Here is a 16,476-nt window from a genome sequence, read left to right as displayed (position 1 = left end):
AGATTTTTATAGTTATAGCCAAGTCCGTTATTTATGAATACACTTTCATCTTTTTCTTCAGATTCAACTATTTTTGCATTGGCAACGGCCTCTGGACGAGGAGCGGTTGCTATTATGCGAATTAGTGGGGCGTTGACCTTGCAGATTTTGGAGAAATTATGTGACACGATGCCTATGCCTCGTCAGGCCTCTGTTCGCAGGCTATGGAAACGCGGGTCAGAAGGGGATGAATTATTGGATCAAGCCCTGGTTATTTGGTTTCCAGGCCCCAAAAGTTATACAGGTGAAGATAGCGCAGAATTGCATTTGCATGCAGGTCCAGCCGTCATTGATGCAGTTGCAGAGGCGTTGGCTTTTTATGGTGCCAGACCTGCACAGGCGGGCGAATTTACAAAAAGAGCATTTATCAATGGTCAGGTTGATTTACTGCAGGCTGAGGGTATTTCAGATTTAGTAGAAGCTGAGACTCAAGCGCAAAGAAAGCAAGCTCTGGAACAAACTGAGGGTGGTCTTAGTATCGTTTATCGTGAGTGGGCCAATAAATTGCGCGAGGTTCTGGCATATCAAGAAGCTTTGATTGATTTTCCTGATGAAGATTTACCCGAAGAAGTAGAACGAAATTTAAAAAATACGATTGCAGTCTTACATCAAGAAATGAATGATCATTTGAATGATGCCGGACGAGGGGAAAGATTACGTCGTGGTTTGGTTTTTGCTATTTTAGGGGCACCAAATGCAGGGAAATCCAGTTTACTAAATCTATTAGTGGATCGTGATGCCGCCATTGTGACTGAACAGGCTGGTACAACACGCGACGCAATTGAAGTTAGGGTGGTGTTGGGCGACGTGCCAGTTACTTTGGTTGATACGGCTGGATTGCGTGAAACCCAAGACGTGATCGAGGCAGAGGGAATCAGAAGGGCACAGAAGATTGGGCAGGAGGCAGATTGTGTGTTATGTTTAACCGATGCATCTGTTGATATCAAAGAACCAGAAGTGCGTTGCGATTTTTGGATCAGAACCAAAATCGATTTAAATGTTTCACGTGAAACATTTGTTGCAAAAGATATTAAAACTTTGCTTATAAGTGTTAAAACGGGCGAGGGAATTGCTGACTTAAAACGTGTTTTGGCAGAACGGGCACGATATTTGACCACCCATCAAGGCCCGCCACCTTTGACCCGTATTCGTCATCGTTTGGGGATCATGGAATGCGTTCAGCATTTAGAAGAGGCTAAACGCGTAGAATGGCCAGAGTTGCGCGGTGAAGAGTTGCGATTGGCAATGCAAAGTTTAGGTAGATTAACAGGCTCAGTTGGTGTAGAGGATCTGTTGGATACAATTTTTAGCCAATTCTGTATTGGTAAATAAGGTTAAGACGAGAAATACAATGGGAAATGCTAAATATGATGTAATTGTCGTTGGTGGTGGGCACGCAGGTAGCGAGGCAGCAGCTGCAGCGGCACGCATGGGTGCAAAAACATTATTATTGACCCATTATCGACATACTGTTGGAACAATGTCGTGTAACCCAGCCATTGGCGGTATTGGTAAGGGACATTTGGTTCGTGAAATTGATGCAATGGACGGGATTATGGCTCGGGCTGCTGATCGGGCTGGAATTCACTTTAAGTTGCTTAATCGTTCTAAGGGGCCAGCTGTGCATGGTCCACGTGCGCAAGCTGATCGCATGTTATATCGTCAAGCCATTCAGGATTTACTGGCTGCTATTCCTAATCTGGATATTGTCGAGGGTGCCGTTGCTGATCTAAAGGTTGGTCAATATAACATTATTGAAGGTATCGCTTGCGAAGACGGTCGTGAATTTAGTGCAGGGGCGGTTGTATTGACAACGGGTACTTTTTTGCGGGGTGTTATTCATATTGGCGAAAGAAGCGAACCAGCAGGGCGGGTGGGTGAAAGCCCAGCAACCTTGTTAGGAGTTAGGTTAGAAGCGTTGGGGTTGCGTATGGGGCGTCTAAAGACTGGGACCCCACCAAGACTGCTGCAGTCTAGCATCGATATGATCAGCTTGGCAGAGGATAAAGGGGATGAAAAGCCCGAGTTTTTTAGTCGTTTTACCTCCAAAGTGTATAATCCTTTGATTTCTTGTCGTATTACAGCAACAACACCTCGAACGCATCAAATTATTCAGGATAATCTTCATCGTTCGGCAATGTATGGTGGTGCAATCACAGGAAAGGGGCCCAGATATTGTCCTTCAATTGAGGATAAAATTGTACGCTTTGCGGGTCGAGATCACCATCAAATTTTTCTGGAACCAGAGGCGTTACCCGCTAATGAAGGTGGGGATTTAATTTATCCTAATGGTATATCAACCAGTTTGGCGGCCGATGTTCAAGAGCAAATGGTGCGTTCTATCCCTGGTTTAGAAAATGCTGTTATTGTTCGTCCTGGATATGCCGTAGAATACGATTTTATCGATCCACGTTCGTTAAATCCAACATTGGAATTGCCAGTATTTCCAGGATTGTTTTTAGCAGGGCAGATTAACGGGACAACAGGTTACGAGGAGGCTGCTGCTCAAGGATTGTTGGCAGGGTTGAATGCGGCATTACATGCCAGTGGTGCCGATAAAATTGTTATTGATCGCAGTCAAGGTTACCTTGGGGTAATGATCGATGATTTAACTACGCAAGGTGTAACAGAGCCATATCGTATGTTTACTTCACGTGCTGAATATCGGTTAACGTTGCGTGCAGATAATGCAGCTGTCCGTTTAACACCTTTGGGTGAAAAGTTGGGATGTATTGGTTCTGAGCGGTTAGCTTTATACCGTCAAGATCAAGATGATATTGCACAATCAATTGCTAAGGCTAAAGAGGAAAAATTTCTTCCAAAAACATTGCTAGAATATGGGATGAGTATTTCGTCTGACGGGCGTTGGCGTTCATTATTCGAAATATTATCTTTGTCACCATCCGATGAAGTGATGCGTAGTCTAGCCCCATGGTTTTTGCAATTGCCCGAGCATATAAGGAATTATGTTCGTACTGAGGCCCGTTATGATGGATATTTAGTAAGACAAGCCAGAGAAATTCGTCAATTAGATCAAGAAGCCAAAATCGTATTTCCTGTTGATTTAGATTATAAAAAGATTGGTGGTCTTAGTCGTGAAATGCAGGAACGTTTAGAAGCGGTAAGGCCGATTAGCTTTAGTGCAGCCCAACGCATCCCGGGGGTTACTCCATCAGCTTTGATGGCTATTTTAGCGTATATACGCAATCCTGAAGGAAGTGCAAAACGTGTATCCAGATAATATTGATCATCAAGGCGTCTATAAAAATGTTTCACGTGAAACAATAGAAAAACTGAATGTTTATGTTTCATTATTACGACAATGGAATGCTAAAATTAATTTGATTTCAAGACAAGATATCGATCATATTTGGGATCGTCATATTATCGATAGTATGCAGTTGGTTGATTTTGTGGAATCGAAAGTACAACGGATGGCAGATCTTGGGTCGGGTGGTGGATTTCCTGGTATGGTTCTATCCATTGTGACCGGGGTGCCGATGATTATGGTTGAATCTGATGTTCGAAAAGCTGTCTTTTTAAGAGAAGTTGCCAGGCAACTGGACGTAAATGTAACCGTTTTTAATCAACGTATTGAACAGGTTGAAATGCCATTGGTAGATATGATCAGTGTTCGTGCTTTGGCATCGTTAGACCAGCTTTTGTTTCTTTGCAATGGACGGTTAACCGATCACGGATATTGCTTATTTTTGAAAGGTCGGCAAGTTGACGTTGAAATTGCGCAAGCTCAAAAAGAATGGCAAATTGAGTTCCAAAAAATTCCTAGTAAGACGAGTTCTGACGGGGTTATATTAAAAGTTAATCAATTTAAACGTATTGTATAATAGTGATGAATAATAAAAATCTAAAGTCCAAAGCTACACATATTTTAGCGATTGCCAATCAAAAGGGTGGCGTTGGTAAAACCACAACAGCCATTAATTTAGCTACGGCATTAGCTGCGAAGAAAAAGGTTTTGTTGATTGATTTGGACTCGCAAGGGAATAGTTCAACAGCTCTTGGCGTGGATTATACAAATCGTGAGATTGGAACCTATCATTTATTAATTGACGGTACCATCAAAGATGAAATGATTAAAGATGGAATTGTTCCCAATTTGTCGTTAATAACGGCTGATGAAAATTTAGCGGGGGCAGAGTTAGAGCTAATTGATGTACCAGAACGTGAATTTCGTCTTAAAAAGGGATTGGAAACTTTAACTCAGCATTATGATTATATTTTAATTGACTGTCCACCCAGTCTGGGAATGTTGACGTTAAATGCGCTGGTAGCGGCAAGTGGTGTGATCGTGCCATTGCAGTGTGAATTTCTGGCATTGGAAGGGATCAGTCATTTAGTCAAAACAGTAACACGTGTTCAAAAGTCTTTAAATCCAGAGTTGGACATCCGTGCAATTGTTCTGACAATGTATGATAAACGAAATAAATTATCTGAACTGGTTGCTGAGGACACCAAAGCATTTTTTGGCGATAAAGTCTGCAAGACGGTCATACCCAGAAATATACGTATTTCAGAAGCACAGAGCTATGGTAAACCGATCATGCTGTATGATCACAAATCCTCAGGTGCAATGGCGTATATCAGCCTAGCCAAAGAGTTAATGCGTCGTTTTCAATAAGTCTAATGCAAAAGGTACCTAAAAATGGCAGTAAAAAAAGGTCAGGATAAAGCACGGCTGGGGCGGGGATTGGCAGCTCTGTTGGGTGGGGCTGTTACAGAAGTTCCATCGGTTTCGAATAAAACACAAACTGAAGAAGGACAAACTGCTCAACAGGTTTCTGGTATAACTTTGCTAACTTTACCAATTGAAATGGTTGAACCTGGGCCATTTCAACCTCGTCAGGCAATGATGCCAGAGGCTTTGGCTGAGCTTGCTGAATCGATTAAACATCATGGGATTTTACAACCATTATTGGTGCGCGAAAAACCCGGCCATCAAGGATATTATCAGATTATTGCTGGCGAGCGTCGTTGGCGTGCTGCCCAACTCGCAACAGTTCACGAGGTGCCCGTCAGGGTATGTCAGTTAAGTGACAGCGATGCTATGGCTGCTGCTTTGGTTGAAAATTTACAGCGAGCAGATTTAAATATCGTGGAAGAGGCAGAGGGTTTTTCCCGATTGTTGGACGAATTTGAACTGACGCAAGAAGAGTTGGCCACAGCTGTTGGCAAATCACGTCCTCATATAACCAACACTATACGATTACTACAATTGCCTCCCGAAGTAATCCTATGTTTAAAAGATGGTCATATTACTGCCGGGCATGCCAGGGCCTTATTAGGACATCCTGATCCTGTAGCTGCAATGAAAGAGGTAATTAAGCGTGGATTAACGGTTCGACAAACTGAGGAAATGGTTAAACGTGATAAAGAAAAGAAACCTCAAAAGAAAGCACAAGTAGAGCTGGTTGATCCTGAGATTAAACTATTAGAAAAAGATTTGCGTGGCAAATTGGGCTTGAATGTTCAGATCCAATTTGACGGTAAGGGAGGGTCTGTACGGATATATTATAAATCCCTGGAACAATTCGATGAGATTTTAAACGTATTAAAAAAATAAGATTAAAGTCAAATTTGTCAGTACAGAAAGTGATATACTGACAAATATATAAAATTATGGCTAATTTAGTTGATTTTACAATTCAGATGTTTTTTTCGATGCGTATATTATATTAAGTTTTTAAAACTAATATTAATGAATATTCATTTTGTGAAATATGTTTGTAAATTTTGATACAGTTGAAAATGCTAATATGTGTTTAAGCGTTACCATTTATTTTTTAAATTAGTTCAAACATATTTATTAAAAATCATACCTGTTGGCAGATAGGTTTTTGCAGAGAATAAATCTTTTTTTATGCGCTAAAGATATATTTTAATACATGGATATATTTATTTATATTTTCTGTGATAATGCTGTTTTCTATAAACGAAATTAATTACATGGTATTTAATGATGGAGAGAGTTTTTAACTCGTATGCTTTTCTAAAGTATAGAAAACAGTCTGAATGTGATTTTAGATTTTTTTAGTTTCTTAAAATATCTTGAACTTGTGGCTTAACTATACTTTTTTCGAAAAAAGCATGGAGATGTATAATCTTTTTACTAATAACGTTTTTGTAAACAAAGCTAGTTTTTTTTCCTTAGATAGTTTTTATACTTTTGACTAAAAGTTAGAGTTTATGCTTTTTTGTTAATATTTTTATATTTGATCACGCATATTTCAGCAGTTTAATGCTTTTCACTCTGTTAAAATTAAAATATAAGAATTTGATATTGCGTCTAATAGATGTTTAGAAGAATTTTTCACAAATTCGATCTCTTTAATTCATTTGAAACTTTATATGCAATTTTGAATTTCATTTTATTTCTAAATGAAACAAAGATTAGAATAAAACAGATTATGATCATCAATAAATAGCACTTTTACTTCTGCGATCTTTATTAATTAATTTCGCTGATTGTTTAGGAGTATATATTCCATTGATTGTATTTTAGATATTAATGTATTCATAGATATTTATAGAAAATATTTATAAAGTTTTAATTAATACTTATCTCTTCGTCACTTGCAATTATAAATTATTTATATAAGTCGAAGTATATTTTAGCTAATTATAATATGCGTATTTGTAAACATTTGATCTGGCGATCTAATAATAGAAGCTGCTTGCTGCATTAGAATTTTAAAATTACATCCACATTGCTAATTTAACTATTTTAAGAGGGTAGGTATTATTTAAAATTCATTTTATAAATGTCACAAGAATTTAACAAGAAGTTAGCACGATACAAAAGTAAAAATTTAATCATTATTATTTGTAGATAATTAGGAATCTTTAGAATATCGCATATTTTATTATAAGCTATTATATAAAATTTAAAGTGCTAATAGTTAACAAAATATTAATTTTTGGTAAACAAAAAAAACAAAAATTTAAATAATTATAACACATTAATCGTGATCAACTGATAGAGTAGAGAAGTAGATTCATCGTAGACCACTACCAGAACAGTATTTCGTTTCAGTTAATTTATTATTTTCACAAATTTATGAAAAATATACATTCATCGTGTAGAATTAAATATTTCTACAGTTTTACTATGATTAATTTAGAAATCCTATTTAATATATTGTATTAACTTAAGGAAAATAACACCATTATCCATTATATTTAGCCAGGATTAAAGGTTTAAGACAAAGGTAAAGTCGTATGTGTTCAAGGCCAGGTGGACAAAGAATATAAAAAATATTATTTCTCTTGTATTCTGTTTCTTGTCTTGATAGAAACAAAAGATGTCGTCATTGACGTGGTGGGGCGCATAGCTCAGTTGGTAGAGCAGCTGACTCTTAATCAGCGGGCCCAAGGTTCGAACCCTTGTGCGCCCACCAAAATTTCAAATATATTATTTATTTTTAAATTTCATACCCTATTGGTAGTTGTTGTAATCTTTCTTGGTTTATAAAGAATGAACCCTAACTGTAAAGAAATTAGCAAAAATGCTGCAATGAGTGTTGCTGGGCCACTCCCCACGTGTTTCCAGTTGTGATTAGGATCGGTTCCAAACATATTCCCCAGATTAAAATGAATCCTGCCCCTACTAGCCAATATAATAGCGCCAAGATTTCAGGGGGGGGGTGATTTATGTAGTAATAGCTTTAAGATTGGAACTGCTACATAGGGAAGAATTAGAAAAATAAGGGTTGTTATTCATCCTGTTAGTAAAGTAATTTGAAAAGCCATTTTATAGAGAGGGCTTGGTTTACTACCTTGCCATGATCTTATCATTTCTGGATACAGAGTCGATTGTAATAAAATAATGAGCTTGGCAATAGCCTCAGAAATTTTATTAGCAACATTATAATGCCTAGCAGCAACAGGCTCTAATACTTCTTCAATAATCAAGACGGTAATCTGTTTATAAGCTAGTGAAAATGTCAAATTAAGGTTTGTATTCCAAGCAAATTTCCAGATCCCAGGTAAATTTTTGGTCATTCCTTCATTAAGATGGCTAAAAAAGCCCTTTAATAAATTGTGGTGATGCAATTGTATCAGTGCAAAGGCTAGAAGGCTTGAAAAACTGATAAAAGCAGCTAACATCCAGACAATTACAGCACCTTGTATCCCTCCGCCGATCAGAGTTAGACAAACAATACCAATAAGTCTGACAAATACTAAAACAACTCCTTGAATTGCTATCAAATCATACCGATTTAAAAGACGTAAAATACCATTTGATGTTGCGCTGGTTGTAAAAATCACGCAAAAACTATAAATGATCCCTAGATAATGCCACTCTGGAGGCCACCCGAGATAGTGATTTAAATAAATCGAACAAATAACCCCGAAAGCTAGGGCAAACAGACAGTTAAAGATATCAAGTAAAAAAGAAAATCTTAAAACATGTTGTAATAGCCGTATATTCTTATTTTCATAGGGTTTTAATCCATAATGCAAAACGGTTTGCCAAGATTGGAATTCTGCTAGATATCCAATAGTTTGGACAAAAGAATGCACCAAAATAAGAAATCTATACCCTTTATCACTCAATAGATGAATAGTTAAGAAGGTTTGAATTAAACCCAAAGGAACATTTACGGCTTTACCTCCCAATAGTTTTAAAGAGTTATAGCCAGAACGTCTTAAGCTGCCTCTATTGGAGGGAATATGTTGAGCAGATATATATACTCCAAGCAAGTTTCAAGATATTTATACTGTTTCTTAAGTATAAGCTTTCATAAAAATAATCTTGTATTGTAGTTTTATAAAATTTTTTAAACTGAAAATGGAAATTCATTTATGGATATTGCTCTCCAATGATGTTGATTGCTTTCTAAAACTGTGATTGAAAGGTTGTAGATAGAAAATGATAAAACAGTATTTAAGGAGATTTTTAAAGCATAACCGAGTGCTGCTCTAATTGCGCCGCCATGTGAAATGATGATAACATCTTGGCCTAGATATTGTGTTGAAAATTCTTCCAACTTTGGAGCAATGCGCTTTTCAACATCGTGCATGCTTTCGCCTTTTGGTGGGCACTCTTCTGCACAAAATGGCCAAAAAGGATGCGGTGGGTGCGTGTAATGTTTGGCCGCCACATCATGGGGGAGTCCTTGCCATTCTCCCAAATTTTGTTCTAAAAAAGCATCTTCAATTTGTAAGTCTTGGTGTCCATACCCTGCTTTTTGGATATTTTTAGCAGTGTCGTATGTTCTTGAGAGAGAGGTCACAAACCAGTGCGGTGTTTGGGGTAATCTATTTGCTAGGTGGCGATAGATGGGGCGTTGTTGTTCTACATAATCAGGGCAAATTGACACATTTTTTGTGCCATATAAATAGGATCGATCTTGAGAATTAACAATGGCATGACGAACAAACCAAAAGCGAGTTGTATTTTGCAGGAATTGAGTATTATCTATAAATTGATATGTGGATTTAGACATAATTGAATTTCATTATTATATAAAAATATTAATTATTTTATATCAGAATATAATAGAAAAGAAAAAAATGTTTTTAAGAACAAAATCAAATGAGTTGATATTATTTTTTAAAATTATTAAATATATTAACAATCCTAAATTTATCAGGTTAAGGTAAGTCCTAATATGCAAATTCTTGTAACTGGCGGGTGTGGTTTTATTGGCTCTGCGGTAGTTCGTCATTTAATTCGTAATACACAGCATCATGTCGTAAATGTTGACGCGTTGACGTATTCAGCGTCTTTGGAGACAGTAGCTGAGATTGATAAAAGCGATCGATATGCTTTTTGCCATGTTAATATAACCGATGCTCACGCTTTGAAAAAGGTGTTCGAGCAATATAAACCTGATGCCGTGATGCATTTGGCAGCAGAATCCCATGTTGATCGTTCGATCGATGGTCCAGGCGTTTTTATCGAGACCAATATTGTTGGTACTTATACGTTATTAAATGTGGCATATGAATATTGGAAAGGGCTACCAACTGACAAAAAGGAACAGTTCCGTTTTCATCATATTTCCACAGATGAGGTGTTCGGGGCTCTCGAACTTGACGATGAACCATTCACAGAAACAACGCCCTATGATCCACGTAGTCCCTATTCAGCCTCAAAAGCAGCGTCAGATCACTTAGTGCGTGCTTGGCACCATACTTATGGCTTACCGACCTTTGTTACGAATACAACTAATAATTATGGGATCTGGCATTTCCCTGAAAAATTAATTCCTTTGATTATTATCAATGCGTTAGAAGGGAAACCATTACCTGTATACGGTAAAGGTGACAATATTCGCGATTGGTTATTTGTCGAAGACCATGCCGTAGCATTGGTTAAGGCAGTTGAACAGGGAAAACCTGGTGAAACCTACGCAATTGGTGCACAACAGCCAAGAACAAACCTAGAAGTCGTCAAAGCAATTTGCGACATTTTGGACGAATTAAAGCCAGACCCTCAAGGAAAATACGAGCGGTTGATTACGTTTGTTGGTGACCGTCCTGGTCATGATTTTCGCTATGAAATTGATCCTTCACATGCCCAACGATCCTTTAATTGGAGAGCAGAACATACTTTCGAAACAGGGATTCGTAAAACCGTACAGTGGTATCTGGATAATCAGAATTGGTGGAAATCCATTCGTGATAAACGATATAATGGTCAACGCCTTGGTGTGAAATAAGGAACCGCCTCATGCAAGAAAAACCTATGAAAGGTATTGTATTAGCAGGTGGGTCTGGAACTCGCCTTCATCCGTTGACTTTAGCTTCTAGTAAACAGTTATTGCCCGTTTATGACAAACCAATGGTGTATTATCCGCTATCAACTCTGATGTTGGCGGGTATTCGAGATATAATGATTATTTCTACACCCCAAGATCTTCCACAATTTAAACGGTTACTGGGGGATGGTTCTGATTGGGGGGTAAAGTTCGAATATTGTATTCAGCCCAAGCCCGATGGTTTGGCACAAGCTTTTATTTTGGCAGAGGATTGGTTAAATAAATCACCGTGCGCGCTAGTACTGGGGGATAACTTAATTTTTGCCGATCACCTGAGTGTTTTGTTACAACAGGCTGCTCAACGTGTTCAAGGTGCTACTGTTTTTGCTTATCAGGTGCGTGATCCAGAGCGGTATGGTGTGGTTTCTTTTGATGAAGAAGGTAAGGCCGAACAGATTATTGAGAAGCCGTTGGATCCTCCTTCAAACTGGGCAGTGACGGGTTTGTATTTTTACGATTCAAAAGTCACAGAATATGCTAAACAAATCAAATTATCCCCTCGAGGAGAGTACGAAATAACCGATTTAAATAAGATTTATTTAGAAAATGGTGATTTACGTGTTGAACGGCTGGGGCGTGGCTGTGCATGGTTGGATGCTGGGATGCCTGACAGTTTAATGCAAGCGGGTACATTCGTACAAACCATTCAATCTCGTCAAGGGATGCTGGTAGGATCCCCCGAAGAGGTGGCTTTTCGTCGTGGTTTTATTGATGCAAATCAATTACGTGAACTAGCCAAAAGGGTTCATAAGACTGAACTTGGCCGTATGTTATTTGAGTTAGCTGATGAAGCACCTCATTTTAAAAAATAGGATATAAATATGAAAATTGAACGTTTAGCTATTCCTGAGGTTGTTTTAATCACGCCACCTCGCTTTCAGGACAATCGTGGATTTTTTTCCGAAACCTATAATGCAGAACGTCTGAAAGAGGCTGGGATTAATTTGCCATTCGTTCAAGATAATCAGAGTTTATCTGTAGAACGTGGCGTTGTGCGTGGACTGCATTGTCAATTGGCCCCTCACGCTCAGGGGAAATTAGTACGGTGTACCCAAGGGGCTATCTGGGATGTTGCGATTGATGCCAGAACGGGATCACCGACTTATGGGAAATGGGTTGGTGCAGAACTTTCCAGTGATAACTGGTCACAACTTTGGATTCCACCTGGATTTTTGCATGGGTTTTGTACTTTAACAGGTAATGTAATGGTGCAGTATAAATGTACTGGATTATACAACAAAGCCAGTGAACGTGCAGTTAAATGGAATTGTAAAAAATTGGCAATTGATTGGCCAATTCGAGAAGATGAAGCCATTTTGTCTGACAAAGACGCACAAAATCCAGGTTTTGATGCTGCTGAAGGTTGGTTTTCATATCCATAAAGGAGAAGAGTAATGACGATTTTAGTCATTGGTGGAAAGAACGGTCAGCTGGCAACATCTTTGCAAAATTTGAACGATGCACGTTTAACGTTTGTTGGGCGCCCTGATTTTGATTTCACGCAGCCAGAAACATTAAAAGCTGTTTTTCAAGGTAAAAAAACTGATCTAATTATTAATACTGCTGCTTGGACTGCAGTCGATGCAGCAGAAACCAGTCAGGAAGATGCCTATTTAGTTAATCGTGACGGCCCTGCGCAATTGGCTAAACTTTGTGCAGTATATGATATTCCGTTAATTCATATTTCAACGGACTATGTATTTGCAGGTGATAAGGGATCTCCGTATGTTGAGAGCGATCCTATTTCTCCTCAAACGGTTTATGGCGCAAGTAAAGCAGAGGGTGAACAAGCGATTTTAAGCGCGCATTCCAAGGCTGTAATTTTAAGAACGGCTTGGGTTTATTCTGCTCATGGTAAGAATTTTGTCCGTACAATGATCAATGCTGGTGCTAAAAATCCTGCATTAAAGGTCGTGGGCGACCAGTGTGGTAATCCGACTTGCTCTGATGATTTGGCTGTGGTTATTATGTCTATTGCTGATCGTATATTAACAAAAACATGGGATGAAGACTGGACAGGTATTTATCATGCCGTTGGTACGGGTGATGCAACTTGGTATGATTTGGCAGTGTATACATTGCAACAAGCTACGAAATATGGTCAAAAGATGCCAGAAGTCACCGCAATTAAAACTGAAGATTGGCCAACGCCTGCAAAACGCCCACAGGATTCCCGTTTAAATACGGATAAATTAAAGGATGTTTTTCAGGTTCGTCTGCCTAGATGGCAAGACAGCGTTGAAAAGGTTGTAAAGACACTGTTTTCAGCTTAATTTTCTTTAAATAATGATCTTCAAAAGCCCCATAATGTTACTTGGGGCTTTTTTTATAGGTTACAGGCCTTTAAAAGTTCACGCATTGATAGCTCAGGGTCAGCCACAGCATGAAGGGGAGGGGAGAGTGGTAACTGAATAGAACGGCTGAGCAACTGTAACGAATGATGTGTTCGTGCGTTGGGGCTATAGATGGGGTCACCAACTATGGGATGACCTATATAGGCACAATGTACACGTGCCTGATGTGTTCGTCCTGTTAATAAAGTGAGCTCTAAGCAGCTAATGGTGCCGTTACTACCTAGCAGTTTCCACATGGTTATGGCTTTTTGCCCCTTAGGGTCTACAATTATTTTCCACGTTTTGTTTATGATCGTTTTTAAGAGCGGTGCTTGAATAGTTCCTGCAAGAGTTTTCGGTTTTCCTTGAACAATTGCCCAATAGGTTTTAGTAACTTGTTTTTTTTCAAAACAACGTTGCGCTTGAATTAATGCCTGTTTGCGTAAGGCGATTAGTAAACATCCTGCAGTATCTTGATCCAAACGATGTACTAACCACGGGCCCTCTTTACGTTTAGAAAGTAAGGGGAAGAAATCTTCAACAGATTTTGCTTGTTGGGTATGTTTAGTAGTATATACAGGCATACCCGAAGGTTTATTAATGATAATAAAGTAATTATTTTCAAATAAAATAGGAAAAGGGAGCACAATATTAGTCTTCTGGGGCTTTATTAATCAAGATTTCACGTTTACCCACATGGTTTGCAGGACTTACGATGCGCTCTTTTTCCATTTGTTCAATAATTTTGGCTGCACGATTATACCCTATGGATAAATGACGTTGGATGAAAGAGGTTGACGCTTTTCCTTCACGTACAACCAAGGCTATTGCTTGGTTATATAAATCATCATCCCCGTTGCCACCGCCAGAGCGGCCATTTCCATTATTATTTTCTTCAACAGGCTCCGCAGTTACATCCTCGACATAAATAGGTTCACCCTGTTGGCGCAAATGTTGAACAACCTTGTCGACTTCATCATCAGAAACAAAGGGACCATGTATACGTTTAATGCGTCCGCCAGCTTGCATAAATAACATATCCCCTTGGCCTAGCAGTTGCTCGGCACCTTGCTCACCTAGAATTGTACGGCTATCAAATTTACTGATCACTTGGAAGGATATGCGGGTGGGGAAGTTTGCTTTAATGGTTCCTGTGATTACATCAACAGACGGGCGTTGGGTTGCCATGATAACATGAATTCCCGCAGCACGTGCCATTTGCGCCAAGCGCTGAACTGCCGCTTCAATATCTTTACCCGCAACCATCATTAAATCAGCCATTTCATCGATGATTACAACGATATATGGAAAATGTTCTAAGGGTATTTGTTGTTCTTCAAAGGTTGGTTTTCCTGTTTCAGGATCAAAACCCGTCTGAACGCGACGGGTCATGACTTTGCTTTGGTTGCGGGCATTGGTGATGCGTTGATTATATCCATCAATATTTCGAACACCTAATTGAGACATTAAACGATACCGTCGTTCCATTTCACGAACGGCCCATTTTAATGCCGATAGTGCTTTGTGTGGATCGGTAACCACTGGGGTTAATAGATGGGGAATCCCTTCATATACAGAAAGTTCCAACATTTTGGGATCAATTAAAATCAGCCTACATTCATCAGGGGATAACCGATATAAAAGGGATAAAATCATGGCATTGACCCCAACAGACTTACCAGAACCTGTCGTCCCTGCGATTAGAAGGTGCGGCATTTTAGCAAGATTGGTATAAATAGGTTCACCAAAAATATTTTTTCCCAACGCTAGGCAAAGTTTTGCTGTGTGTCGATGCCATGCTTCACTGGTTAACATATCAGAAAAGTAAACCATTTCTCTGCTTGAATTGGGTACTTCAATTCCGATAATATTACGCCCTGGAACGGTTGCAATACGTACGGAAATAACAGATAAAGATCGAGCAATGTCATCAGCCAATCCTATTACTCTGGCTGAACGAATACCTGGTGCGGGCTCTAACTCATATAATGTTACCACGGGGCCGCATAAAATCTCGCCAATGGTTCCTTTTACCCCGTAATCATCCAAAATTGTTTCTAACATGCGGGCATTGGCTTGCAACATTTCTTGGGTCGGGCCACCGCTTGTCGCATTAGGGTTTTGACTTAGCAAAGACACGGGTGGAAAAGACCACGCATTTTCAGCGACATAATGTTGAGGTTCTTTATAAGGATCAGCAGCTTGTATTGTTTCCTTGATAGGGGTTAGATGTTCTTTAATTGGAGCTAGGTGCTCTTTGATTGGTTTGTTAAGTAAAGAAAAAATACCTTTTGGTTTTGGCGGTACAACAGGGTTTGGCTGAGAATATTCAGCAGGTCGTGGAATTTCTACAGGGGGTGATGCTGTTTGTGATGCTGAATTTTGTACGGTAGATGAGTAGGATGTTGATGCTTGCTCGTTTTTATCGTTTAGATCTTGTGGATCAAAAATAGGGGTATTGTCGGGGGCAAGCGATGAGGCTGTTTGTTTTTTGGGAGTAGGATGAGGATTTTGGGTCGTTGACCGAATGGACTCTTGATAAGAGGGGGGGATATAATCTTGGTCATAAATCGTGTTTGGATCTGATTGAAACGGTGACTTGTTATAAGTACGTACAGGCGCTGAGTAAGTGCTGTTTGTATAGCGATCAGATTCAGAGGCTTCTTTTTTCTTCTTAGAGAAGACGTATATGATAGTTGCAACGATGCGATGAAGGAAATTTATAATTCGTTGCCATTCTTGTTTTGAAAGTCCCATAGATAAGGGGATAAGCAATACGGATAAAATAATTCCCAATATCCATATCAGAATTTTTCCCAATAATCCTAGTGCATCATGGGCCGCGGTAAACGAGGTTTGTGCGATTACAAATCCTACTGATCCTCCTATACCTGATTGACTGGGCCATTGAGGAACATAATTGTCTGCGATAAATAAAGGAATGGCGGCAATAACTGCAGCAGATACAGGAATGGCACAGATCATCGCAATGATCCGTATAATAAATCCTCTTAAATGTTGGTGACGTATAATCCGCCATCCCCACGCCAAAAAAACAACAACAGGGAAAAAGCTTGCTATGCCTACCCATTGAAATAAAGCATCTGAAAGATGTGCACCAACGTACCCTAGTAAATTGGTTGGGGGTTGATTTGAAGATGTATTAAAAGAAGGATCGGAAGGATTGTAGCTGATTAGAGCTAATGTCAATAATAGAGCAAATACCCAGAGAATCCAGCCACTGCATTGAGTAATCCTTTTACCCAGTGCAGATTGTAATTCAGAGGAGATGATTTTTTCTTTATGACGGCCAATCACAA

The 16,476-nt window shown here is 39.1% G+C and carries 13 protein-coding genes and 1 tRNA gene; 10 read left to right on the top strand and 4 right to left on the bottom strand.

Features of this window, described 5'->3' with window-relative positions; translation table 11 throughout:
* The first annotated feature begins 33 nt into the window (after positions 1-33).
* The 6 genes from mnmE (at position 34) to QJV27_RS07060 (ending at position 7,454) form a co-directional block, all read left to right on the top strand.
* Positions 34-1,371 (top strand): tRNA uridine-5-carboxymethylaminomethyl(34) synthesis GTPase MnmE, encoded by a 1,338-nt coding sequence (gene mnmE, locus QJV27_RS07085; protein WP_281448233.1) that lies wholly within the window; start codon positions 34-36, stop codon positions 1,369-1,371.
* Positions 1,372-1,390: 19 nt separating this feature from the next.
* Positions 1,391-3,280, top strand: a complete 1,890-nt coding sequence (gene mnmG, locus QJV27_RS07080; protein WP_281448232.1) for a tRNA uridine-5-carboxymethylaminomethyl(34) synthesis enzyme MnmG — start codon at positions 1,391-1,393, stop codon at positions 3,278-3,280.
* Complete coding sequence (rsmG, locus tag QJV27_RS07075) at positions 3,267-3,884, top strand: 16S rRNA (guanine(527)-N(7))-methyltransferase RsmG (protein WP_281448231.1); 618 nt, start codon at positions 3,267-3,269, stop codon at positions 3,882-3,884. The genes mnmG and rsmG overlap by 14 nt, the downstream gene beginning before the upstream one ends.
* Before the next feature lie 5 nt (positions 3,885-3,889).
* A complete protein-coding gene (locus QJV27_RS07070) occupies positions 3,890-4,678 on the top strand; it encodes a ParA family protein (protein ID WP_281448230.1) in 789 nt (262 codons plus the stop codon).
* Between the two features lie 24 nt (positions 4,679-4,702).
* Entirely contained in the window at positions 4,703-5,620 is a 918-nt protein-coding gene (locus QJV27_RS07065) for a ParB/RepB/Spo0J family partition protein (RefSeq protein WP_281448229.1), read from the top strand.
* Positions 5,621-7,378: 1,758 nt separating this feature from the next.
* A tRNA-Lys gene (locus tag QJV27_RS07060) sits at positions 7,379-7,454 on the top strand.
* A gap of 319 nt (positions 7,455-7,773) precedes the next feature.
* On the opposite strand, the gene QJV27_RS07055 is transcribed toward QJV27_RS07060, so the two are convergent.
* Both QJV27_RS07055 and QJV27_RS07050 read right to left on the bottom strand, forming a co-directional pair.
* Positions 7,774-8,760, bottom strand: a complete 987-nt coding sequence (locus tag QJV27_RS07055) for a lipopolysaccharide biosynthesis protein (RefSeq protein ID WP_281448228.1) — start codon at positions 8,758-8,760, stop codon at positions 7,774-7,776.
* A gap of 77 nt (positions 8,761-8,837) precedes the next feature.
* Complete coding sequence (locus QJV27_RS07050; RefSeq protein ID WP_281448227.1) at positions 8,838-9,506, bottom strand: histidine phosphatase family protein; 669 nt, start codon at positions 9,504-9,506, stop codon at positions 8,838-8,840.
* A gap of 165 nt (positions 9,507-9,671) precedes the next feature.
* Between QJV27_RS07050 and rfbB the strand changes: the two genes are divergently transcribed.
* Genes rfbB through rfbD form a run of 4 tightly spaced genes read left to right on the top strand, consistent with a single transcriptional unit; the run spans position 9,672 to position 13,096 of the window.
* Positions 9,672-10,724, top strand: coding sequence for a dTDP-glucose 4,6-dehydratase (gene rfbB, locus QJV27_RS07045; protein ID WP_281448226.1), 1,053 nt, complete (start codon positions 9,672-9,674; stop codon positions 10,722-10,724).
* Between the two features lie 26 nt (positions 10,725-10,750).
* On the top strand, positions 10,751-11,635 hold the full coding sequence (gene rfbA / locus QJV27_RS07040) for a glucose-1-phosphate thymidylyltransferase RfbA (RefSeq protein WP_281448995.1): 885 nt from the start codon (positions 10,751-10,753) through the stop codon (positions 11,633-11,635).
* Between the two features lie 9 nt (positions 11,636-11,644).
* Complete coding sequence (gene rfbC, locus QJV27_RS07035) at positions 11,645-12,205, top strand: dTDP-4-dehydrorhamnose 3,5-epimerase (protein WP_281448225.1); 561 nt, start codon at positions 11,645-11,647, stop codon at positions 12,203-12,205.
* A gap of 12 nt (positions 12,206-12,217) precedes the next feature.
* Positions 12,218-13,096, top strand: a complete 879-nt coding sequence (gene rfbD, locus QJV27_RS07030; RefSeq protein ID WP_281448224.1) for a dTDP-4-dehydrorhamnose reductase — start codon at positions 12,218-12,220, stop codon at positions 13,094-13,096.
* A gap of 53 nt (positions 13,097-13,149) precedes the next feature.
* Here rfbD and QJV27_RS07025 read toward each other — a convergent pair whose 3' ends face one another.
* On the bottom strand, positions 13,150-13,803 hold the full coding sequence (locus QJV27_RS07025; RefSeq protein ID WP_281448223.1) for an RluA family pseudouridine synthase: 654 nt from the start codon (positions 13,801-13,803) through the stop codon (positions 13,150-13,152).
* 4 nt (positions 13,804-13,807) lie between these two features.
* On the bottom strand, positions 13,808-16,474 hold the full coding sequence (locus QJV27_RS07020; protein WP_281448222.1) for a DNA translocase FtsK: 2,667 nt from the start codon (positions 16,472-16,474) through the stop codon (positions 13,808-13,810).
* Between the last annotated feature and the right edge of the window lie 2 nt (positions 16,475-16,476).

The organism is Commensalibacter oyaizuii (genome assembly GCF_029953265.1).
Classification (GTDB): domain Bacteria; phylum Pseudomonadota; class Alphaproteobacteria; order Acetobacterales; family Acetobacteraceae; genus Commensalibacter; species Commensalibacter oyaizuii.
The sequence above is the reverse complement of the archived record's forward strand: the minus strand, read 5'-3'. Positions and strand labels throughout refer to the sequence as shown.

Bases quoted from the DNA above. Each gene is read 5' to 3' on its own strand.
- rfbB (WP_281448226.1), top strand. From the start codon at position 9,672: ATGCAAATTCTTGTAACTGGCGGGTGTGGTTTTATTGGCTCTGCGGTA.
- rfbC (WP_281448225.1), top strand. From the start codon at position 11,645: ATGAAAATTGAACGTTTAGCTATTCCTGAGGTTGTTTTAATCACGCCA.
- mnmG (WP_281448232.1), top strand. From the start codon at position 1,391: ATGGGAAATGCTAAATATGATGTAATTGTCGTTGGTGGTGGGCACGCA.
- rfbA (WP_281448995.1), top strand. From the start codon at position 10,751: ATGAAAGGTATTGTATTAGCAGGTGGGTCTGGAACTCGCCTTCATCCG.
- QJV27_RS07065 (WP_281448229.1), top strand. From the start codon at position 4,703: ATGGCAGTAAAAAAAGGTCAGGATAAAGCACGGCTGGGGCGGGGATTG.
- QJV27_RS07070 (WP_281448230.1), top strand. From the start codon at position 3,890: ATGAATAATAAAAATCTAAAGTCCAAAGCTACACATATTTTAGCGATT.
- rfbD (WP_281448224.1), top strand. From the start codon at position 12,218: ATGACGATTTTAGTCATTGGTGGAAAGAACGGTCAGCTGGCAACATCT.
- QJV27_RS07050 (WP_281448227.1), bottom strand. From the start codon at position 9,506: ATGTCTAAATCCACATATCAATTTATAGATAATACTCAATTCCTGCAA.
- mnmE (WP_281448233.1), top strand. From the start codon at position 34: ATGAATACACTTTCATCTTTTTCTTCAGATTCAACTATTTTTGCATTG.